Source organism: Chryseobacterium sp. SG20098, assembly GCF_031844745.1.
Lineage (GTDB): Bacteria > Bacteroidota > Bacteroidia > Flavobacteriales > Weeksellaceae > Chryseobacterium > Chryseobacterium cucumeris.
Window position 1 is genome coordinate 3,737,991 of record NZ_CP134622.1, and the last position, 23,163, is coordinate 3,761,153.

At 36.3% G+C, this 23,163-nt stretch carries 19 protein-coding genes, 4 tRNA genes and 1 riboswitch; of the genes, 12 read left to right on the forward strand and 11 right to left on the reverse strand.

Features of this window, described 5'->3' with window-relative positions; all coding sequences use genetic code 11:
* Positions 1–2: 2 nt before the first annotated feature.
* The 9 genes from RHP76_RS17080 to RHP76_RS17120 all read left to right on the forward strand — a co-directional run bounded on the left by RHP76_RS17080 (position 3) and on the right by RHP76_RS17120 (position 11,128).
* Entirely contained in the window at positions 3–677 is a 675-nt protein-coding gene (locus RHP76_RS17080) for a superoxide dismutase (protein ID WP_409193494.1), read from the forward strand.
* Between the two features lie 4 nt (positions 678–681).
* Entirely contained in the window at positions 682–1,050 is a 369-nt protein-coding gene (locus tag RHP76_RS17085; protein WP_311228651.1) for a hypothetical protein, read from the forward strand.
* Positions 1,051–1,250: 200 nt separating this feature from the next.
* Complete coding sequence (locus RHP76_RS17090; RefSeq protein WP_311228652.1) at positions 1,251–2,081, forward strand: MbnP family protein; 831 nt, start codon at positions 1,251–1,253, stop codon at positions 2,079–2,081.
* On the forward strand, positions 2,074–3,123 hold the full coding sequence (locus tag RHP76_RS17095) for a cytochrome-c peroxidase (RefSeq protein ID WP_311228653.1): 1,050 nt from the start codon (positions 2,074–2,076) through the stop codon (positions 3,121–3,123). The genes RHP76_RS17090 and RHP76_RS17095 overlap by 8 nt, the downstream gene beginning before the upstream one ends.
* A gap of 12 nt (positions 3,124–3,135) precedes the next feature.
* Positions 3,136–4,083: a transporter gene (locus tag RHP76_RS17100; RefSeq protein ID WP_311228654.1), complete on the forward strand. Its 948-nt coding sequence runs from the start codon at positions 3,136–3,138 to the stop codon at positions 4,081–4,083.
* Positions 4,084–4,174: 91 nt separating this feature from the next.
* A riboswitch (cobalamin riboswitch) is annotated at positions 4,175–4,360 on the forward strand.
* A 109-nt stretch (positions 4,361–4,469) separates the two neighbouring features.
* Entirely contained in the window at positions 4,470–6,503 is a 2,034-nt protein-coding gene (locus RHP76_RS17105; protein ID WP_311228655.1) for a TonB-dependent receptor plug domain-containing protein, read from the forward strand.
* Positions 6,500–7,633 (forward strand): YncE family protein, encoded by a 1,134-nt coding sequence (locus RHP76_RS17110; protein ID WP_311228656.1) that lies wholly within the window; start codon positions 6,500–6,502, stop codon positions 7,631–7,633. The genes RHP76_RS17105 and RHP76_RS17110 overlap by 4 nt, the downstream gene beginning before the upstream one ends.
* A 14-nt stretch (positions 7,634–7,647) precedes the next feature.
* Positions 7,648–8,841: a cell surface protein gene (locus tag RHP76_RS17115; RefSeq protein WP_120232564.1), complete on the forward strand. Its 1,194-nt coding sequence runs from the start codon at positions 7,648–7,650 to the stop codon at positions 8,839–8,841.
* A gap of 28 nt (positions 8,842–8,869) precedes the next feature.
* Positions 8,870–11,128 carry a T9SS type A sorting domain-containing protein gene (locus RHP76_RS17120; RefSeq protein WP_311228657.1) on the forward strand — a complete coding sequence of 753 codons (2,259 nt, stop codon included), beginning with the start codon at positions 8,870–8,872 and terminating at the stop codon, positions 11,126–11,128.
* A gap of 165 nt (positions 11,129–11,293) precedes the next feature.
* On the opposite strand, the gene RHP76_RS17125 is transcribed toward RHP76_RS17120, so the two are convergent.
* The 10 genes from RHP76_RS17125 to RHP76_RS17170 all read right to left on the reverse strand — a co-directional run bounded on the left by RHP76_RS17125 (position 11,294) and on the right by RHP76_RS17170 (position 18,747).
* Entirely contained in the window at positions 11,294–12,082 is a 789-nt protein-coding gene (locus tag RHP76_RS17125) for a T9SS type A sorting domain-containing protein (protein WP_082798770.1), read from the reverse strand.
* A gap of 224 nt (positions 12,083–12,306) precedes the next feature.
* Positions 12,307–13,080, reverse strand: a complete 774-nt coding sequence (locus tag RHP76_RS17130; protein ID WP_123278532.1) for a T9SS type A sorting domain-containing protein — start codon at positions 13,078–13,080, stop codon at positions 12,307–12,309.
* 296 nt (positions 13,081–13,376) lie between these two features.
* Positions 13,377–13,448: transfer RNA gene (locus tag RHP76_RS17135), tRNA-Glu, on the reverse strand.
* Between the two features lie 64 nt (positions 13,449–13,512).
* Positions 13,513–13,584: transfer RNA gene (locus RHP76_RS17140), tRNA-Glu, on the reverse strand.
* Between the two features lie 82 nt (positions 13,585–13,666).
* Positions 13,667–13,738: transfer RNA gene (locus RHP76_RS17145), tRNA-Glu, on the reverse strand.
* Positions 13,739–13,748: 10 nt separating this feature from the next.
* Positions 13,749–14,003, reverse strand: coding sequence for a 30S ribosomal protein S20 (gene rpsT, locus RHP76_RS17150; RefSeq protein ID WP_002983073.1), 255 nt, complete (start codon positions 14,001–14,003; stop codon positions 13,749–13,751).
* Between the two features lie 66 nt (positions 14,004–14,069).
* On the reverse strand, positions 14,070–14,390 hold the full coding sequence (locus tag RHP76_RS17155) for a hypothetical protein (protein WP_034694584.1): 321 nt from the start codon (positions 14,388–14,390) through the stop codon (positions 14,070–14,072).
* 447 nt (positions 14,391–14,837) lie between these two features.
* Positions 14,838–16,889 (reverse strand): DNA/RNA non-specific endonuclease, encoded by a 2,052-nt coding sequence (locus RHP76_RS17160; protein WP_311228658.1) that lies wholly within the window; start codon positions 16,887–16,889, stop codon positions 14,838–14,840.
* Positions 16,890–17,324: 435 nt separating this feature from the next.
* Positions 17,325–17,399, reverse strand: a tRNA-Glu gene (locus RHP76_RS17165).
* Positions 17,400–17,460: 61 nt separating this feature from the next.
* A complete protein-coding gene (locus tag RHP76_RS17170) occupies positions 17,461–18,747 on the reverse strand; it encodes an N-acetylmuramoyl-L-alanine amidase family protein (RefSeq protein WP_311228659.1) in 1,287 nt (428 codons plus the stop codon).
* Positions 18,748–18,800: 53 nt separating this feature from the next.
* Here RHP76_RS17170 and RHP76_RS17175 point away from each other — a divergent pair, with 53 nt between their 5' ends.
* The 3 genes from RHP76_RS17175 (at position 18,801) to RHP76_RS17185 (ending at position 22,366) form a co-directional block, all read left to right on the forward strand.
* Positions 18,801–21,386, forward strand: coding sequence for a putative LPS assembly protein LptD (locus tag RHP76_RS17175; protein ID WP_311228660.1), 2,586 nt, complete (start codon positions 18,801–18,803; stop codon positions 21,384–21,386).
* A 144-nt stretch (positions 21,387–21,530) separates the two neighbouring features.
* Positions 21,531–21,911: a RidA family protein gene (locus RHP76_RS17180; protein WP_311228661.1), complete on the forward strand. Its 381-nt coding sequence runs from the start codon at positions 21,531–21,533 to the stop codon at positions 21,909–21,911.
* Complete coding sequence (locus RHP76_RS17185) at positions 21,911–22,366, forward strand: hypothetical protein (protein ID WP_062673523.1); 456 nt, start codon at positions 21,911–21,913, stop codon at positions 22,364–22,366. Before RHP76_RS17180 ends, RHP76_RS17185 begins: the two co-directional genes overlap by 1 nt.
* 65 nt (positions 22,367–22,431) lie before the next feature.
* Here RHP76_RS17185 and RHP76_RS17190 read toward each other — a convergent pair whose 3' ends face one another.
* Entirely contained in the window at positions 22,432–23,001 is a 570-nt protein-coding gene (locus tag RHP76_RS17190; protein WP_311228662.1) for a GNAT family N-acetyltransferase, read from the reverse strand.
* Positions 23,002–23,163: the final 162 nt, after the last annotated feature.

A 23,163-nucleotide genomic window follows, 5' to 3' on the forward strand; every position in this document is an offset into this window, starting at 1 on the left:
TTATGAAGATTTTGAAAATAGCTGCTATAACTGCAGTTTTCGCAGCCCAATTTACAATGGCTCAGTTTAAGCAGACGCCTCTTCCTTATGCTTATAATGCTTTGGAAGGAAATATTGATGCCCAAACGATGGAAATTCATTATTCAAAACACGGTGCTGCATATGCTGCTAACTTGAATAAAGCCATTGCTGGAACTCCACAGGAAAAAGAAACTTTGTTTCAGATTCTTTCCAATGTTTCAAAATTGCCTGCTGCAGTAAGAAATAACGCAGGAGGACACTACAACCACGAATTGTTCTGGACGGTTCTTACACCTCAGAAAAATACACAGCCTTCAGCAAAATTAGCAAAAGCCATCAATGAAACTTTCGGAAGTATGGATGCTTTTAAAGAAAAAATGTCTAAGGCAGGTGCAGACCGTTTTGGTTCAGGATGGGCCTGGCTTTCTGTAGGGAAAGATGGGAAACTGTTTGTTTCCTCTACTCCTAATCAGGACAATCCTTTGATGGATGTTGTAGAAGAAAAAGGAACTCCAATCTTCGGCATTGATGTATGGGAGCATGCTTATTATTTAAAATATCAGAATAAAAGAGCAGATTATCTTACCGCGATCTGGAATGTTACCAACTGGAAAGAAATCAGCAGAAGATATGATGAAGCGATAAGCAAGAAATAATCTGATGAAAATATTGTACAGCATACTTTTTACCTTCTATATGGTGCTAAGACCTTTAGTGCCCGTGGTAGAGTATGCTGTAAATTATGATTATATCGTTAAAGTTCTCTGTATCAATAAAACCAGACCGGAGGTTCACTGTAACGGAAAATGTTACCTGAGTAAAGAGCTCGCCAAAGCCAATGATTCAGAATCTTCACCTTTTCAAAAAATAAAAAACTCAGGACAGAAAATTCTTGATACCTATATTCTTCCTGAAACTACAACGATCAACACTACGGAAAGACGTCAGTTTTTCAGTTTCAATTTCACTTACGAAACAGCTTATTCTTTTCTGTTTCTTACCCATATTTTCAAACCACCGGTTTTTTAAGTTAAACTATCACTATTCAACCAAAAAAGTCACAAAAGCTTACTCAATTAAAAATCAAAGATTTTTAAAAAGTTTAAGTGCTCTTCTGAAGATAATACGTATCACTTAATAAACTTAAGTGTAAGAACTTTCGTGCCTTTTGTGGTAAAAAAACAATGCTGTTACAGCCATTCAAATTAATTTAACTTAAAAAATCAACAATGAAAATTTCTCAATTTTTATCGCTATTCTTTATTGCCTTTACTGTATTCTCTTTTACAGCCTGCGAAAGCAGCAGGGATGATGAGAACTCACAGGATACTACGCCTGGAAAACTTCAGATCAAATTTGAAAACGGATTTAACAATGTAGGAGATATCGTATTGAATCAAACGGTTCAGACTTCTTCCAATGGTCAGAAACATAATTTTTCTGCTTTGAAATACGTCATCAGTAATATTGCATTGATAGACGAAAACGGAAACGAATTTAAATACAACGAAAATAATCCTGACAAAGGAGCTTTTATCGTAGATCAGGCAGATGCGGTAGCCGGAATTGTTTATCTTAATCTGGATGGCGTTCCGAAAAACAATTACAAAAAAATAAGATTTGGATTAGGTGTGAGTCAAAAAGCGTATTTGCTCGGACAGGACGGACAGGCTGAATTCTGGACAAAAGCCAAGCAGAAGGGAATGTCCTGGTCATGGGCGGCCGGTTATGTATTTGTAAAACTGGAAGGGAAATACGGTATAGATTCTCCTTCTAAAGAATTTATGAATCACACAGGAAATATGGGAAATACTGCAGCCAACAATACTCCTGATCTTTATCGCGAAATTACACTGAATCTTCCGACAACAGTAAGGGTAACGGCAAAAATTCGTCCTTCTGTCCATATTCTTGCAGACCTGAACCAATTTTTGAGCGGAGATAGGACACTTACACTTAGCACAGCCAATGATATGCTGATGGGTTCAAACCAGCACCTGGTAGATGTTACCAACAATCTTACAAAAATGTTTAAAGTAGACCACGTTCACAATGATTAATTTTTTTGTTAAAACGATACTGGTTCTGCTTGTATTTGTATTGAGTTGCATTTCATGTTCTGATGAGGTGATTCAGCCATTGGAAAAAGATGAAGCCTACAATCTGGAGTTTCCTTCTTATTTTCCGGAAATGACTTTTGATACATCCATTAATGCGGTGACCAAAAATGGAGTGGAGCTGGGACGAAAATTATTCTATGAAGGCAGACTTTCAAGAAATAATACCATTTCATGCGGTTTCTGCCATATACAGGAAAATGCTTTTACCCATCACGGTCATACGGTAAGCCATGGGGTAGACGACAGAATAGGAATCAGGAATGCACCGCCCATCCAGAATATGGCTTTTTTGAAAAGATATATGTGGGACGGAGTGATTCACAATCTGAATGAGCAGCCTATCAGCCCGATTACTGATGTGAATGAAATGGACAGCTCCATACCGGAAGCTATTTCGAAAATAAAAGATGATCAGAAGTATAAAAAACTGTTCAGAGAAGCTTATGGAGACGAAACCATTACCGGCGAAAGAATTTTAAAAGCATTATCACAGTTTATGGCTTCTTTAATTTCTGCAGATTCAAAATATGACAGATTCAGACAGGGAAAAGAACAGTTGACTTTGGCAGAATCTCAGGGAATGACATTATTCAATCAGAAATGTGCTTCTTGCCACAGCGGCGAATTATTTACCGATGAGAGTTTCAGAAATACAGGACTCTATTACAATACAGAGTTCAAAGATGCCGGACGTTACAGGGTTACTCTTACTCAGGTTGACTGGATGAAATTCCGGGTTCCAAGTCTGAGAAATGTTGAATATACTGCGCCTTATATGCATGACGGAAGGTTTTACACTTTGGAAGCAGTACTCAATTTCTATTCAGATCAGGTGGAAGATAATCCCAATCTTGATCCCCGCCTGAAACAGAACGGTCATGTAGGAATTGCCATGAACAGTCAGGAAAAACAATCGATCATTGCATTCCTGAAAACATTATCGGATAAAAGTTTTATATCCAATCCAAAATTTGCAGAATAATTTATAAAAAACATGAAGAAGATTATATTGATAGTAAGTTTGATCCTGTTGAATCAGTATCAGGCAAAAACCATCAGAGACAGTGCTTATGTTGCTCCCGAAACGCTTAACAGATTCGATTTTGATGATGATTGTGATGCGTGCGGCTGTGCTGCAGGAAATGGATCTTCCGGCTTTGAATCTTTGCTGAATCCACAGTTTATCGGAATCAAATACTTTGCACAGCATTACAAAGCCAAGGAAAACTTATTTGTAAAAGACCTCACGCAGGATCAGTATTTCAATACGTTGCAGCTGTGGGGGAAGATTCCACTGACTAAAAAACTAAGTGTTTATGCAAGTCTGCCCTTCCATTTCCATGAAAAGAAAACGATGCAGGGAGATATCAGAATCAATGGAATAGGAGATCTGAATCTGATGGGGATTTACCAGCTGATGAGCTCTAAAGATAATTTCCATCATCTGAGTGGAGGTTTGGGAGTGAAAATTCCACTCGGGAAGTTTGATGAAAAAGGGGCATCCGGTGTCAACCCAAGCTTTCAGCTGGGAACCGGAAGCTGGGATTATCAGGCCGCTTTGAATTATAAGTTTCAGAAAAATAAAGTAGCTGTACTGGTCAATACAGATTACACCATTAAAACAGAGAACAGGAAAAATTACCGTTTTGGAAACCAATGGAACTATGCAGCAACAGGCTTTTATCAGGTTGCAGGAAATGAAAAGTCCATTTTTTCTGTAAAAACAGGGGTTCAGGGTGAAGTCTACGCTCAGAACAAACAGTTTGATGAGGCACTGCCGAATACTGCTGGTAGTGCTTTGTACGGAAAACTGGGATTTGAAGCCTCTTACAAAAAGCTGAGCCTGGGAAGTGAAATCATGCTTCCCATGTACACGCATCTGGCGGGAGGAGATATTGAAGCTCAATCAAGATTCAGTATTTTTCTGAATATTGGAATTTAAAGCGACACCCCCAATAAATGATGTTAAAGCTCCTTCGGGAGCTTTAATTGTTTATAAATCATGATTTTAGTTGGGGATTAGGAATAATTATTTATCTTTGCCGGAATTTGGTGAGCCGTAAAAAGCTCTTAAAAGGGAATCCGGTGAAAATCCGGGACAGACCCGCTGCTGTAAGCTCCGCACTAAAGTTTTTGAAGAATATATCCACTGTTTTTTAATGGGAAGGATTTCAAAAATGGAGTAAGTCAGAAGACCTGCCAGACAATAATCGTTTGACGCTTTCGTGGAATAAAGCTTAGGACATCAATGATTCTGTGCAGTGACAGCTGTGCTTTGTCGTTGTATTCTTATACCCCATTAGCGTCTTCATTACCCTAAATGAGCTAATGGCAGCAAAACTAATTACTTCTGCAATTCATAAAGCTGTTTTCACAATATTGGTGATTACATCTCAACTTTTATCTTCTCAAACCAAGAAGAAGGACAGTCTTCAGGAAGAGACGATTAAAGGAATTAATCTTTACAAAAAGAATTTTAAAGAAATCCTTCCGGCACAAACGCTGCAGGGAGAACAGCTGGAAAGACTAAACAGTCATTCCGTTGCAGATGCACTGCGGTATTTTTCAGGCGTTCAGATTAAAGATTACGGAGGATTGGGTGGTTTGAAAACCATCAACATCCGAAGCATGGGAAGCCAGCATGTAGGGGTTTTTTATGATGGAATTCAATTAGGAAATGCTCAAAACGGACTGGTGGATCTGGGAAGGTACTCTTTGGATGATCTGGAAGAAATATCGTTGTATAACGGACAGAAAAGTGAAATTTTTCAGCCAGCAAAGGACTTTGGCTCTTCTGGGTCTATCTATTTACAGCCTAAAACACCCGTATTTAAAGGAAATAGAAAAACCAATTTGGTGATAAGAGCAAAAAGTGCATCTATTGATCTCTTTAATCCTTCATTCCGATTGGAACAGAAAATTTCAGACAGGGTTTCTGCCAGCTTCAGTGGCGAATTTATGCAGAGTGATGGAATTTACAGATTTCGTTATGCCAAGAAATATCCTGATGGACAACAGGCCTATGATACCATTGCAAAAAGACAGGACTCAGATATCAAAGCAAAACGTTTTGAAACTTCTCTCAACGGAACTTTAAATAACGGAAGCTGGAATATCCGTGGCTACGGTTATATTTCAAACCGCGGAATGCCGGCACCTATTGTTAACGGGCGCTTTGAAGGAAGAGGAGCGAGGCTTTCCGATGAGAATTATTTTGTACAGGCTAATCTGAGAAAAAAACTGTTCCCGAAATTTGAAACACAGCTTAAAGCAAAATTTGCTTACGATTATACCCATTTCATGGACACAGTTCGTTCGCAGTCTATTATTTATACCGATAATACATACATCCAAAGGGAACTTTATCTTTCCTCTTCCAATATTTACTCAATCACTCCCAATTGGGATGTCAGCCTGAGTGGAGATTTTCAGTATAATAACCTGGATGCCAATCTGGATAATTTTTCTTATCCTACACGTTACACTACATTGGTAGCATTGGCAACAACCTATCAGTGGAACAGATTCAAAATTTTGGGAAGCCTTTTAGGAACCTTTACATTTGAAGAAGTAAGAAAAAATAAAAGACCGGGAGATGCCAGAGAGTGGACACCTGCGGTGTTTATGAGCTATCAGCCGGAAAAAATTCCGGAGCTTACTCTAAGGGCTTTCTATAAAAGAATTTTCAGACTTCCGACCTTCAATGATTTGTATTATACCAATATCGGAAATACCTATCTGAAACCGGAATTCACCAATCAATATGATTTAGGATTTACTTATCAGAAGAATTATAACAACCGTTTCTTTAAAACATTTTATGCTAAAGTAGACGGTTACTACAATAAAGTACAGGATAAAATTGTGGCAGCTCCGAACGGAAGCATGTTCCGCTGGCTGATGATGAACCTTGGACTGGTTGAAATCATTGGTGCAGATGTGAATGTACAGACTGAAATGCAGCTTGGAAAAGTAACCCTCCGACCTTTGCTTTCCTACACCTATCAAAGCGCGAGAGATATAAGTGATCCGGAAGACACGTTTTATCGCAATCAGATTCCTTATACCCCATGGCATAGTGGATCTTTCAGTCTTATGGCAGATTATAAAGACTGGAGTTTCAATTACAGTGCAATGTACGTAGGAGAAAGATATGACGTGAATCAGGATAACATTCAATACAATTATGTGCAGCCCTGGTATACGCACGATTTGTCTGTTCAGAAAAAATTCAACTGGGCGAATCATCAGTTTAAAATAAGCCTTGAGATGAATAATATTTTCAATCAATACTATGATGTTGTCCTCAATTATCCGATGCCCGGAAGAAACTTTAAACTTATTCTAAACTTCACCCTATGAGAAAACTAAACTTTTATTTTTTATTTCTTGTATTAGCTTTTCTTACTTCATGCCGTACAGATGAAATTATTGTCCGTCAGGAAGTGGTAGAAGGGCTTCCTTCAGAAAATACAGCAATAAAAGGCTTCTATATGCTCAATGAAGGGAACATGGGGAGTAATAAATGTACCCTTGATTTTTTTGATTACACCAAAGGAACCTATTACCGGAATATCTACGCAGAAATCAATCCCAATGTCGTAAAAGAGTTGGGGGATGTAGGAAATGATATCAAAGTTTATGGAAGCAAGCTCTATATCGTTGTCAATGTTTCCAATAAAATTGAAGTTCTTGATGCCAAAACGGCCAAACGTATTACCTCTATTCCATTACAAAACTGCCGATACCTTGCTTTCAAAAACGGAAAAGCTTATGCCAGCAGCTACGCCGGACCTGTAGCGATTAACCCGAAAGCACCGAAGGGGAAAATAGTGGAAATTGATACGGCTTCTCTTTCCATCCAGCGTGAGGTAGTGGTAGGATATCAGCCCGAAGAAATAGAAATTGTGGGAAATACCTTATTTGTTGCCAATTCCGGAGGATATAAAGCTCCCGATTATGACAATACTGTTTCGGTAATTGATCTGAATACTTTTACGGAACTCAAAAAAATAAATGTTGCCATCAATCTTCATCACATTAAAAAAGATAATTACGGTGATCTCTATGTAACCTCAAGAGGAGATTATTATAATGTTCCTTCCAGTCTTTATCTCATAGATGCAGCCACGGGAACAGTCAAGAAAGATTTTCATCTCTCCGTGAGTGAAATGACAATCGTAAATGATAAACTCTATTTCTATGGAAATGAATTCAATTACAACACCCACAGCTATAAAAAGACATTTGGAATCATTGATGTAAAAACAGAACAGATCATTGCCAACAGAATTTTTGATAAAGAATATGAAGATGCCATTAAAACCCCTTACGGCATTGCCGTAAATCCCATCACAGAAGATATCTACATGACAGATGCCAGAAATTATGTATCCATGGGATTTTTGTATTGCTTTGATAAAAACGGACACTTTAAATGGAAAACAGAAGGGGGAAATATCCCTGCCCACTTCGCTTTTTTATACAAATAACCAAACTTTAAAAAATGAACAGAAATAGCTTTACTTATTTGAAAATCGGATTTCTATCCTGCTTCCTTGTAGGAGTGATAGCCTGTAAACATGATGATGAAAATGAATTTACATTTAATGGACTTGATGATTCCTATACCATTGAACGTTTAAAGGTTTTGAGTATTCCTACCAATGCTTCAGGATCGGTTACATGGAGTATTAATGACTCTATTATCTCTCAGAATTCAGAACTTGAATTCATCAGTCCTACTGCAGATGCTTATCCTTTGACTTTGAAGATTAACAATAAAGGAAACGAGCAGGTTTTTCATTCTAAAATAATCGTTACCAAAGAAAAAACACCTTACAGTAAATATATTTCTAAAGTATTAGAGTTCCGTCCTGCCGTAGGGCAGTTTATGAATGAAATTCCGGAATATCTACCAGGAAATACTACCGCGAATATGCTTCAGAAAGCCAACGAATCGTTGGTAGGAGGTAATTCCACCATGATCAGTCTTGGTGGCTATGGCGGATATGTAGTGTTTGGTTTTGATCATACGATTCCCAATCTGAATGGACGTGATTTTAAAGTACTGGGAAATGCATTCTTTGGAAATGATGCTGCGGATCAACGTTCAGGATCTTGTGAACCGGGAATTATTATGGTGGCCTACGACAGAAATAAAAATGGAAAACCGGATAATGATGAATGGTATGAAATTGCTGGCAGTGAATATTTCAAAAATGCTACAGTGAAAGACTACAGCATAACCTATCATAAACCTAACGAAAATAAAACACCTGTACCCGGAACTGAATTCTGGCAGACCGACGTGGAATATATAAAATGGAGTGACAATCTGGGGAATCAGGGCTTTAAAACAAAAAATACGTTCCATGCACAAAGCTATTATCCTTTATGGTTTACCGAAAGTTCTTACGGGTTTTCTGGAACAAGACTGGCAAATAATTTCTACGATCAGAACGGGGACGGATCCTATTGGGTAGGAAAATCATATGAGTTCGGATATGCAGACAATGCTCCGAATAATGATGAAGCCTCCAATATCGATATTTCCTGGGCGGTAGACAGAAGTGGGAAATACGTGAAACTTCCGGGAGTAGACTTTATGAAAATATATACGGGAGTTAATCAGGAAGCAGGATGGCTGGGAGAAGTTTCTACAGAAGTGGCAGGAGCTTACGATTTACATTTCAAATAATAATACAATCTATTTAAATTAATAAAAAATGAAAAAGTTTTATCTTTTTATGATGCTTTTTCTGTTCGCATGCGTATCGAATGCACAGATAAAAGTTCAGGGTGTACCCAGAAATGATATTTCAGGGATCAGCAAGCTTAATACCACTACCATTAGTTTTTCTGATATTCAGTATTGGGTAGGATCAGGAACCAATCAGGCTGCTTTTGTAGTACAGTGGAATGACAGTAAGAATCCTGATGCCATGGTTTGGGGATTCAAATGGAACGGGAATGCTACTGGAGAAGATATGCTGAAAGCTATTGCTAAAGCAGATCATAGATTATACACTTTGTTGTATCAGGGAACACAGTTTGGATCAGCAGTTGGAGGAATTGGATTTGATCTGAACGGTCAGGGAACTAATGCACTGATCAAAAGCGGAAATACCACTTATCCTTTATATCCGGTAAATGGTTTTGTGAATACAACTGCTTATGATTTTGACAGCTACACGATTGTAGATGCGGCTAATGATCACTGGCAGTCCGGATGGACGATTAACGGGTATTGGTCATATTGGGTAAAGAATCCTGCAGATGCTGATTTCGGGTATTCCAGTGTTGGAGCTTCTTCACGTGTATTGGAAAACGGTTCCTGGGATGTCTGGAATTTCAACGTAGGATTTAATCAAACTCCGGTTTCTTCCACTATTACTCCTGTTTCTCCGTATGTTGCTTCCAATAACTTTACCAATGGATATTTCATGGTAAATGAAGAATGGTACGGACACACCAACGGTTCCGTAAACTTCATTGATAATAACGGCCAGATTAATTACCGTGTCTACAGTAATGCAAACAATAATCAGGCTTTCGGTGCAACTACACAATACGGAACGATCTATGGTGATAAATTCTATTTCGTTTCAAAACAAGCTGCTGACGGAGGAGATACTCAATATACTCCTGGAGGTAGATTGGTCGTAGCCAATGCGCAGACCATGCAGAAACTTGCCGGTTTCAATAATATCGGAGGTGGTGATGGTAGATCATTTGTCGGAGTAAATGAACATAAAGGATATATCGGAACTTCCACTGGAATTGTTACTTTTAATATTGATAATTTACAGATAGGTTCTCTAATTACCGGTACAGGTGGAAACGGGCAGATCGGAAATATGATCCGTACTTCACAATATGTTTTTGCTGTGAAGCAAGGAGTAGGAATTTTAGTGATTAATCCTAATACTGATACGATTGTGAGTACTGTTGCCGGAGGTTTCTATTCAGTTACTCAGGCTAAAGACGGAAGCGTATGGGGAATTCAGGATCAGAAGCTGATCAGCATCAATCCTACCACTTTTGCAACACAAGCTTACAATATCCCAACTACAAAGTATATCGGAGACTGGGGCGCATGGAATGCCGGAAGATTCACAGCAAGTAATAAAGAGAATGCTTTATACTGGATCAATTCAATAAGCAGCTGGAGCTCAGGAACACAGATCGTAAGATTCGATGTAACTACGAAAACATTTAATGAAAATTTTGCTGCCATTCCTGGACAAACAGGTCAGTTTAAACAAATTCCGTACGGAGCAGCTCTTCGTGTAAACCCTGTTACCGGAGAATTGGTTCTGAATACCACAGAAAGCGGATATGGTGCACACTACCAGAAAAACTGGATTCATACGTATGATATGACCGGTTCGCTTATCAATACAAAAACACTTAATGACTATTATTGGTTCCCTTCATTGACGGTATTTACCAACAATTCAGTTCCTGTTGTTAGTAGTGTTTTCCCTTCACAGGTTACTGCCGGAAACACAACAACAATTGATCTGAAAGCAATCGTTTCTGATGCTGATAATTTGGCTGTGTCAGTAGTAAAGTCAATCAAATCAAACAGCAATCCTACAACAGTTTCTGCTGTAATTAATGATAATGATGAGCTGGTTTTGACGCCGCTTGTTTCAGGCACATCTGACATTGTGATCAGTTTTAACTCAAATGGTAAGCTTGTGGAAAAAACACTTACAGTAAACAGTACAGCTTCCACTTTGGCAACCGCTGAGGTGAAGAAACTTGAATTTGGTATTTATCCCAATCCGGTTACTGATATTCTTACTATTAAAACCAAGGAGAAAATCCAAAATGTTTCTATTTATGATGCATCAGGAAGAATTGTTAATGCTCAATTGAACAACGGACAGATCAATGTAAGCGCACTTCCAAAAGGTATTTATATTTTAAAAGCTACGACGGATAAAGCTGTTTATCAGCAAAAATTAATTAAAAACTAATAAGAGTTTAGATCGTAATCTTGTTAAATAAACCTCTGGTCAATGTTGATCAGAGGTTTTTATTTGTCCTTCAGTATGATTTTATATGGGATAGGTTCATTAATGGGATATAAAAACCCGGCAAGCTTGGAAAGCTTGCCGGGTTCGTTCTCTTATGTATCTTTTTTATTTGATAATCACTTTTTTAGAGTATGTTTTTCCTTCTTTTGTCTGAAGTTTCATAATATATACTCCCTGTGGTTGTTTGGTTTCAAAAGAATTGGATGTCAGTTTAGAACGGAATACTTCTTTTCCTGAAGTATTGGTAAGAGTAACCTCTGAACCTTCAGCAGAAACATTTTTATCCAGAGTAAACTGTCCATCCTTGCTATGAGCCATGAAATTGATGAAAGGATCTTTGTATTGGTAAGCATAGTATACTCTAAGCTCTCCACCAATATTCAATAATCCTGAGTTAACATTAATTTTGATACGGTCAAAAGGAATGTTCATGGTCATCTCAATTTCACCTTTGCTAGGATCGCCCGCTCCAAGATTGATCAGTTTTGTAGCAAGACTTGTGTAATCATTATTGGAAACATCTCCATTAAATGTTTCAATAGATACTCCGCCCAATAGCTGTGCAGATAGAGGAGTTCCATTTGAACCTATCGCAAGAACAAGTTTATTGGTATTGTTCGCAATATTGGTTGTAGGGAAAATCAATGTCTGTTCTGTTCTTGCAAGAAGACCCACTGAAACCTGTAAAGTAGAGTAGTCATTCTCGTTGCTTCCTACAGCATTTTGAGGATTTAATACACCACAACCCAGGCATACTCCAAGAACCTGATTGGTTTGGCTGCTTGCATAAGTTTTTACAATTTGTGCAGAAGACATTGCGCTTGTTAAAAATAGGAATGATGCCAGGATTGCAGCTTTCATTGTGCGTTGGCCAAATAATAAATAAGTTTTCATATGTAGAAAAATTTTGGGTTTTAGCTTTTTTGTAAATTTATAAATAAAATGATTATGTTGATTATTTTATTTCATAATTATGTGATTTGTTAATAATTTATTGATATTTGTAATTATGGATTTAATTTTATTTAATAATTACAGGTTGTATTTGTCTGAGAATGAATGAAAAAAATACGGCAGCTTTAAAAGTCTACCGTATTTCTTGTATCGCTTATTGAATATTATTTGATTAAAATTTTTCTGGAATACGTTTTCCCTTCTTTGGTTTGTATATTCATAATATAAACACCCTCCGGTTGTTTTGACTCAAATGTATTTGATCTCAATGTGGAACGGAATACTTCTTTTCCCGAAGTGTTGAACAAAGTAATTTCCGAACCTTCTAGAGGAACATTCCCGCCAAGAATAATCTGGCCGTTTTGACTATGAGCCATAATGTTCATTAAGGGATCCTGGTAAGCGTAATAGATTCTGAAACCACCTCCAAGGCTGAGAACGCCACCTGTTAATCCGATTCTTATCCCATCATAAGGTTTTGTAGGTTTGAATTCTACCGTACCTCTGTTAGGAGTTGCACCCAGTTTAAGAAGACTTACATCAATTGTTCTTCGGTCGTCATTAGAAGTGCCTCCATTCATGGTTTCAAGCGTTACTCCGCTTAATAACTGTACTGATAATGGGATATTATCTGTTCCGATTCCTACTACCAGCCTAGTATCTGATCTCAGATCTGGGAAAATCAGCGTTTGCTGGATTCCTCCCAATAGTACTGTGCCCAATACCATTGTTGAATAGTCGTCTTCATTGTCTCCTACTGCATTAAGCGGATTATCTATACGACATCCAAGGCAGGCTACACCGAATACCCCTGAGCTTTGTGCATGGGCATAAATTCTGTTTTGTGCCAATGACATGGCGCTGGCAGAAAATAAAAATAAAGCCATCAATCCGGCTTTTAAAGAAGAAGAACTTCCCGAAAATAAATTGAATTTCATGTTATATATTTTAGAATGAATAGTTTTATTCAAATTTAAGGATTAATGAAAGAAGTATGAAATAATATTTCCATTATTGGTGATATTTTTAATGAAATTTAATATACTTCGCTGGCTGTGATGAATGACATAAGAAGTTTTGTCGGTGAGATATGTTGACTGAAAAAAACGTTTTCGCTCGATAGAGTAGGTGTAATACTATAGAAAGCTTAAACCTGTTGATTCTTTTGGGAAGAATTTGCTGAAATAGTAATGTATATAGAAACGAAAAAAGGACTTTCGAAAAAGTCCTTTTGTAGCCCGTAGGGGAATCGAACCCCTCTTACCAGAATGAAAATCTGAGGTCCTAACCGATAGACGAACGGGCCCTCTATCTTCCATTACCGAAGTAATGTGTTAGCTTTTTGTTTTTATAAGTATCAACTCTTATTGTAGCCCGTAGGGGAATCGAACCCCTCTTACCAGAATGAAAATCTGAGGTCCTAACCGATAGACGAACGGGCCGGTTAGATTTATTTAAATATAGCTTTTTCTACAGTGATCTTTATAAAACCACCGTTGTTACAGTGGTCTTATAAGATGTAAGTAGCCCGTAGGGGAATCGAACCCCTCTTACCAGAATGAAAATCTGAGGTCCTAACCGATAGACGAACGGGCCAGCTATATTGTTACGCTAATTTATTAACGTGCTTTGTTAATTTGCTTTTCAAGTTAGCTGCTTTGTTTTTGTGGATAATGTTTTTCTTAGCTAATTTATCCAATAAAGCGATAACTTTTGGCAATTGTTCTGTAGCAGCAGCTTTGTTCTCTTCATTTCTTAAAGCTTTTAAAGCTGTTCTAGCAGTCTTGTGGTAATATCTGTTACGAAGTCTTCTAGTTTCGTTTTGTCTGATTCTCTTTAGTGCTGATTTATGATTTGCCATATCGTTTAAATGTGAGTGCAAAACTATAAACTTTTTTTTAAACTACCAAATTTATTTTTAAAAATTTTAATTTTCTTCTGATAGGTACTTTCTCAGTTTATTTATTGCTTGTTCTATTTTTAAATTTTCTTGTTCTTTCTCTATTTTTTTGATCGTATTTCCCAGCATGATCAGTGCATTATTCCATTCTCCAGTGGTATTGGTGAAAGTAAGTTCGTCAATTGTTACTTCAAAAGCAACCCTTTCTCCAGTCCTGTAAAGTCTGAAACTGATTTTATCATCTCTGCCTGTAATCCCGCCTTCATTGATTTGTAAATCATAACTTTTTGGGTTAGAGTGGATTTTCTTAAAAAGCAATTTCGCTTCTTGTATTTTTAAATCCGGCATGATATAAAATTTGATAGTCTGTAGAAAACTACAAACAATGATTTATCAATAATATTTTTCATCAGTGTTACCATATTGGTAGAACCAACTATGGATAAATTTTTTGCAAATATAATGCTTTTGTGACATATAACATAAATGGAATGCTTTTTTCAAATAAAAGTCCCGGTCTTTTCAGGATAATGACAGTAATTATCAGACTTTCAGTGTTCTGAAATTTTGGTGTTCCTTCATGAATATAAGTATCAAAATTTGAAAAGTTTTTCATCGCTATTAATGATTATAAATATTTCTGAACGATGGCTTGGTGTTGAAAATCAATACCCTGAAATTTATTTTAAATAATAAAGAAGGGCAATTAATTGTCCTTCTTTATTGTTCTCCAAAAAAGTTTGATGTTCAAAATTTTCACATTAAAAGTAGCATTTTTAAGCCATTAAAGGGAATTTATAATTTTATATCATCTTTCCCTGTAATTTCAATAATTTGTAGAGTCTCGCGCAGATCAACTCTGTTTAAAGGATCAAATTCATTGTAATCATTAAAAGCAATACCCGTAAGATCTGCAATTTTTTGTAATGGAACCTGATAAGTCTTAAATTGCCCAAAACCATCTTCTCTGATTCCTTCTTTATTCCTAAAATCTTCAATGTTATCTGGTTGTTTTAACATATAACCACTTACGGAAGGTGTTCCATCTGCTTTTATCATCACGGCCACTTTCCAAAATTGTAATGGCAGCAAAACACCTCTGTATGGAATGTCATCTTCACTAAATACAGGACCTGTAAAAACAGAAACTTTAATATCTTCCCGTCCTGCACTATCCAATATATAGTTTTCAAGACTTAACCAGGTCTTTTGGTTCAGGTCTTTATGTTGTGGAGTAGAATTTGAAAAATGAAAAGTATCATCATTTGCAGCAGCTGCATTTGGCCCCCAAACAGGATCCAATCTCCTAACCATATGTCCGCGATCCAGATCATTATCTGCATACACGGCTGGACCTGTTTGATATTTCTCGTCCATTCTTGGATCAATTATCCATTTTGTATTTTCTCTTTTTATAGGATCAAGTCTATTCCCATCGATATTGACTGCTGTCATCATACATAGCTTTCGGCTCTTATGGATGGCTATCGAAAAATTAAAATAATGCAGAAGACTTTTATTGGTCTCTGTAGGGTTTAATAATGGTGCTAAATTTTTACTTTGAGATTTTAATAAGTCCTCGATGTCAATCTTGAAATTATCTGAGCTTACAAAGTTTGCGTCATATCCGTTTCGACCCTTGTAATTTGGATTTTTTGCTTTTTCTATGAAGAAAGATTGCTCCTTAGTATCTTGGTTAGTGGGAATACTGTCTGTTGTATTTTGTAAAGCCAAGTTGTCTGCAAGACCTATACCTATTGTAATTTCAACTGGTACGTTAAGTGTAATTTTGTTGCTCATTTCATTTAATTTTTTATTGTCAGATAGAGGTTGATGGAGATTTTGTTCTGTTAAGATCTGTACATCAGAATTTGAATTTGAATTATTGAATATTTCTTCAACCAGATTATTGGGGAATTTTGCCCGTATACTGTTTATGTTGTTTTTAACATTTTGCAGAATGGAACTAATTCTGACGCCTTCATTGGCAATCCAGTCTATAAGATTCTCATCCATGTTTTCTTGAAATACGGTTCCGTCCTTACATAAATAATTACCTTGTTCGTCCTTTCGGGGGACTCCGCTATGATGCAATGCAACAACCTGCCACTGATCATTATAAACAGGTGCGCCGGAAGAGCCCGGTGCCGTGTCTGTAAAATAGGTTATAAAGTCTTCTGTTTTAGCAATTAACTGGTTTTCCCTAATAGCAATCTGTTTATATTGTCCTGAAGGATGTTGTATAATTGACACGTATTCTGAAACGAGTGCTTTATTCGGGTCTTCACTAAGCTTTAAAAATCCAAAATGATAGAGCGGTTTAATCTTGCTTTTAGAATCGGGATTTACATAGACAATTGTAAAGTCTAATCTTTCATTTGTATAAAAGAATTTACTCACATTAAAAGTGAATATCTGGCTTACTGTAGGTTCGCCAAACTGGTCGTATTGAAAATTGAATTCAGCCAGACTATTTTGGGCATCGTGCTCGTTGGCAAATACATGATTGTTTGTGAGCAAGAGATTGGGAGATATTAAAAAACCAGTTCCAAAACCTATGTTATCACCACTTATATTCTTTATGTGAATTCTGCATACAGGATTTGATGCTAAAAAACCCAATTGTAAATAATTTATACTCATTAAATCATTTTTCTTCAAGATTCTTTCCCTTGCAAGATTGAAAGGTTCAAAGCGATTTGAAACAAGATGATCTAATCTTTCGTTAATAATAACTTTCTCACTTAACCATGTTGGTGATTCAATTGCTGCTTTAGCATGAGGAAGACTCAATTTTGAAAATCTTTTTTCAGTCTCTGCTATGAATTTTAGATTGGATAGTTTCATATGTTTTTAATTAGTTTTTACGACTGTATATATGAATGTCAATTCTCTACTCCTATACTTTAATTTGATGCTCAATTTTTTACAACGGTGTTCAGTTTGTACAATACTTAGATTATGCATGAGTACAAATTTCAGTTATAATCAGAATCATTTCAATTACCCTTTTTCGTGATTTTGAGATTGAGTTTTATTTGCTCAAAATGGTTTTTGAAATGAGAAATGTAATATGGGGCCATCAAAGTTTGACTTTGTGGATATTGGAAAAAAATGAAACTATTGCCCTAAAGAATCTTTAAAAGGGATGAAGAAAGATTATGGAATTCGCCCCGTACGAAGTGTGTACAAGAGTCCTTTTAAAACTTGTGGAGATTCCGTTGAATTTTGGAATAAAAAATCCCTGAACATTGCATTGATCAGGGATTGAGTGATGTAGTTTGGTAGCCTATAGGGGAATCGAACCCCTGTTGCAAGAATGAAAATCTTGAGTCCTGACCACTAGACGAATAGGCCAAATTTTGAGGTTGCAAAAGTAGGAATTAACTTTTAAACTTCAAAATTATTTTTTTTTGATTTATTTGTAGACCTTTTGTATCACGGTATTTTTGATACCTTTAGCTTCAAGTTCCTTTTGAAGTTTTACAGCATCTTCCAATGTGTATACTTTTCCGTAGGTGTAGTAAAATACACCATTGTCCTTATTTCGTTCCACATCTTTTAAATTCTGAAGAATATAAGAATTACCATTCAGTTTATCACCTGCATATACTTCAATCGTATAATATCCCATGCTGATTCTCTGATTCGGCATAAATCCTACAGCAAATGCATTTCTGAAACCTGCATCTTTCGCTGTTTTAAGATTAATATCTTTTACCGAAGCCATATTGGTTACAGCATAGTAATATTTGTACTGCCCGTTTTCTTTAAGCGTAAGAATATAGTTCAGGCCTTTCAGGGCAGGATCATTTTCATTGTATTTCGTAGGAGAACTCATTAATAGAATTCTGAAATCATTTTTCAAAGGAACCTCTGCAGGTTTTTCTGGCTCTGGCTTTCTTGTTGCAATAGAACCGCCGGATTTTCTGTCAATCGCCTTTTTATAATCAATAATAGCATTGTAGATACTTTCTGCAATTTCAGTCTGTCCTTTGTCTGAGGCGATGTAGTGGCTTTCCTCAGGGTGATTGATGAACCCTGTTTCTATCAGTACAGATGGCATGGCATTCATACGGAGAACGTGAAGGTTTTTCTGAAATACACCTCTTGATGATCTTTTATCTTTATTCACAAAATTATCTTCTACCAATCCTCCCAAAAGAAGACTTGATTCAAGATATTTACTTTGCTGAAGTTTCAGAGCAATTAATGATTCCGGTGAGTCCGGATTATAAGAACCAAAGATCTGCTTATCTTTTTCATCCAGGAAGATCACGTCATTTTCTCTTTTGGCTACTTCAAGATTTTCGTTATTCTGGTTAGGTCCCTGTACATAAGTTTCGGTACCGTAGGCGGTAGGTCTTTGGGAAGAATTACAGTGAATGGATACAAAAAGATCTGCTTTGCTCCTGTTAGCCAGATTGGTTCTGTCAGACAGAGAAGGGTATTCGTCAATTTTACGGGTATATATTACTTTGAAATCTCTGTTTTTTTCTAACATGGCACCTACTTTTAACGTAATGGCAAGTGTAATGTCTTTTTCTGCGACTCTTCCAATGTCGGAATAGGTCCTGTTGGCTCCATGATCACTTCCTCCGTGTCCCGCATCCAGAACGATAGTAAACTTCTTTTGAGAGAAAATAAATTTGCTGGTTAGGATAAGGAGAAATGATAAAATTATTTTAAAATTTTGTTTGTGCATCTTACAGTTATAAAAATTATATTAATTTTGGGCCTTAATTATATAGTATAAAATTGGCCAAAACCGTCTTCAAAAATATATTACAAATTTTAATTATCCTAATTTTTAACAATTTTTTAGCACAGAAAACTCCTGAAAAATTGCCTAAAAATGCGGTTAATGATACTATTTCCAAAAAGGATACCATAGTTGTAAAAAAAGAACCTTTAAATGATGTTCTTCGTACAAAAGCAGATGATCAGAGAAGAGATGTCCCTAAAAAGATGACATTCCTGAACAAAAATGCTCAGGTAAAATATCAGGATATGCAGATTGATGCAGATTATATCTCTATTGATGATAACAAAAATCTGATCTATGCGCGAGGAAAACAGGATTCTTTAGGAAAAATTATAGAACCTGTAATTACGACGCAGGCCGGGAAAAAATACGAAACCAACGAATTTAGCTATAATACAAAAACAAAACAGGCCATTGCCTTCAATGCAAGAACAGAAGAAAGTGAAGGGGTAATTATAGCTCAGAAGACTAAAAAATATAATGATTCCGTATTTGCAATGAGAAAAGCAGATTATACAACGGATGATTATTTTATCAAGAAAAAAGATACGGCAGCGGATTATTTTATGAGAGCTTATAATATTAAGCTGATTAAAACCAAAACAAAATCCCAGATCGTTACAGGTCCTATTCAGATGTTTATCGAACAGGTTCCTACACCTCTTTATCTTCCATTCGCTATTTTACCATTCTCAGATAAAAGAGCTGCAGGTATTCTGATTCCAAGTTTCGGGGAAAGGGAAGATGTAGGTTTCTTCCTGAACGGGATAGGATATTACCAACCGATCGGAGAGCACTTCGACCTTAAAGTTTTAGCAGATATTTATACAAAAGGAAGCTGGAACTTACGTCCTCAGGTGAATTACCAGAAAAAATACCGTTACTCAGGAAACTTTACTGCAGATATTGGTACCATGGTAAGAGGAATTAAAGGTTTGGATGATTATACTAAAAACAGTACCTACAGAATCAACTGGACACACTCCCAGGATTCTAAGGCCAATCCTTTCCTTACATTCAGTGCTTCTGTAGATATTGTAAGTACCAAGTTCTATAATAACCCGTTGAATAACAATTACATTTTCAATCAGAATGTATTGAATACCCAGCAGAACTCTACGGTAACCCTTACCAAAAGATTCCTGAAACTGCCGGTGACGATTACAGGAACGGCTTCCTATTCCCAGAACTTTGCCACAGGATTGGCAGATCTTCGTCTTCCACAGATGAACGTGGCCATCAATCAGTTCTATTTATTTAAATCAAAAACAGGAATCAGACAAGGGCTTCTTGAAAATATTACGGTAAATACCGGCTTCAACCTTACCAATTTCGTAAACACTCAGGAGAATGAGTTGTTTAAAAAAGAAATGTGGGATAAAATGCAGACAGGACTTAAAAACAATATCGCATTAGCAACCAATACAACATTGGCAAAATATTTCACTTTCAGTTTAAGTGCCAATATCGACAATGCTTTAACAACAAAAACGTTGAACAGATATTATGATCCGGTAAAAAATGTAACGGTTGACGAAATCAATAAAAACTTTACAGGATACTCTACTTTCTCTACTTCTGCCAGTCTTCAGACCACACTTTTCGGAATGATGAAATTCAAAAAAGGATCTACGGTAGAAGCGGTGAGACATATGATGACTCCAAGTTTGAGCTTTACTTATTCACCAGACTTTTCAAGTCCTAACTTCGGATATTACAGAAACTATTATAATGCAAACGGAGCGTTGACGCCATATTCTATTTTTGAAAAAGGAATTATCGGAAGCCCGTCAAGTGGAATGCAGGGAGCTTTAGGTTTCAATATTGGTAACAATATTGAGATGAAAGTAAAGTCTAAGAGTGATTCTACAGGGGTAAAGAAAATCAAAATTTTTGAATCTTTAAATCTTGCAGGAAGCTACAACTTTGCCGCTAAAGATCATCCCTGGTCTGTATTTTCAATCAACGGACAATCTTCATTTTTCAATAATAAACTGACAGTAAATACCAGCCTTGCACTGGAACCTTATAAAATTGAGTTCTTACCAGGACAGGATACAGGAATCAGAACTGAGCAGTTCGGACACTTCAGTGTACAGGGGTTCAACGTTCAGTTATCTTATCCTTTAAGCAGCGAGATCTTTGGAGAAAAAACAGATTATGCTAAAAAGTATTCCTCGAAGGGAGAAGTCCGAAATGAAAATTACTATTTTGATGATGATCATTATGCTCATTTTGATCAGGCATGGACTTTAAATATCAGTGCCAATTATGCGTACTCTAAAGGCTTGAGCAGGTTTGGTAATAAAATTGCATCCCTAGGTTTGGATGGAAGTATCAAGCTAACTCCTTACTGGAATATCAACGGAAGTACGCATTATGACATGGTGACTAAAGAATTGGCATATACAAGAATTGGTTTTTCAAGAGATCAGCGAAGTTTTACCATCAATTTCAACTGGGTTCCGTTTGGTCAGTATAAAGTGTATGACTTCTTTATCGGTATCAAAGCCAATATTTTAAGTGATGCATTGAAGTACAAAGACAGAAGCTTTACCCAGCCTAATGCACCTTTCTAATATCAGATTGGCATTTGACAATATAAATTTTATATTTGCAAGCAAAATAAATTCTAATGAAAATCACTGTTGGCAGAATTCAAATACCAACGAATATTGCAGATAGTGATTGCATATAACCATAGAAAAAAATAAATATCCGTTATGAAACAAATAATCAGCACAGTTAATGCACCTGCAGCTATCGGACCTTATTCACAAGCTAATATGGCCAACGGAGTTTTGTATATCTCCGGACAGATTCCTGTAGATCCTGCAACTGGTAAATTGGTAGAAGGTATTGAAAAGGAAACGCACCAGGTAATGAAAAACCTTGAAGCGATTCTTACTGAAGCCGGCATGACTTTCAAAAATGTTGTAAAAGCTACCATCTTCCTTAAGAGTATGGATGATTTTGCTGTAATGAATGATATCTATGCATCTTACTTAGATTCAGAAAGCTATCCAGCTCGTGAAACAGTACAGGTTTCATGTTTGCCTAAAAATGTGGATATCGAAATTTCTATGATTGCACATCAGGATTAATGAACTTTATAAGAAATACAATTGCGGTTCTGATAGGTCTTGGTATTACAGGACTTATTATTACTCTTGGTATAAGGGCTTTTCCGCAATGGGTAACTTTTGAGGCTTTTGCTCCGTTTGAGCATTGGCAAAGGTTTCTTTTCAGCATGAAAGATGATAAGGCGTTTTTCGGCTTCCTTTTGTTTATTTCCGGATTAGGGACTACCATCGGGGGAGTGGCAACCGCTATCATTGTTAAATATGCTAAAGTAGCCTATGCTATTCTGATTGGCTTTATTATGCTTTTTATTGCCATGTTGGATGTTATTATTTTTCCCTATCATCCTACGTTTTATAAGATCTCCATTTTCCTTACGTTCTTTCCGTTTTCCTGGATTGGAGGTAAGATTGTAGAAGTTATCTACGAAAGAAATAAAAAGAAAAGTATCGCTGACAAAATGAATAAGTCTAAATAAATAATAAAAAAAACGCTGCAGATTCTGCGGCGTTTTTTGTTGAAAAGAGTTAGTAGATTTCCATATTAAACATATTTCAAAAAATAAAGGGGATAATCCAGCTCAAAGGTTTCATGGAAAATGGTAAATCCATTTTGTTGATAGAAGGTTCTGTTTTCTAATGTTGTTGTTTCAACATATATGAGTTCGTTCTCATATTTACTCATAGATTCTTTTAAAAGTTTTGTTCCAATTCCTTTTCCCTGTTCACCAGGAACTACAGCCATTAACCATAAATGAACAAATTTTTCTTCCGGATGAAATTTTGCTAAGAGTTTTTCTCGTTGTAAAACTTTAAAGATATTTTTAATTCCAATACAATTGAACAGCAATTTTATTTCAAGCCAGATTTTTTTTAAACTGATCGGGAATTTGTCTAAGTGTAAAATGCACGCTTTGTGATCGTCGCTGAGAAATATGCTTCCATTTAGTATTGATACATCGAATTGAAACTCCATTAATGCTTTCAATCTCTTATATCTGTTGCCAGAATTCTTTATGACAAAATTGATAGAATTAGGAATAAGAACATTTATGAAAGCCTGGCATAAAATAGTAACGACTTTTTCTCTGTCCTCATAGGTAGCTTTTTTCATGCATTTTTGTTTTTTCAAATATATAAAAAATAGAAGTGTGTTAATCAGGGTTTTATATGGCTTGTGTTAGTTTCTGCATTGAGCTTAGTTAACTTATTTTTTTCATAAAAAAACCATTCTTAAGCAAGAATGGTTAAATTTTTCATGTGAAATCAAAAAAAT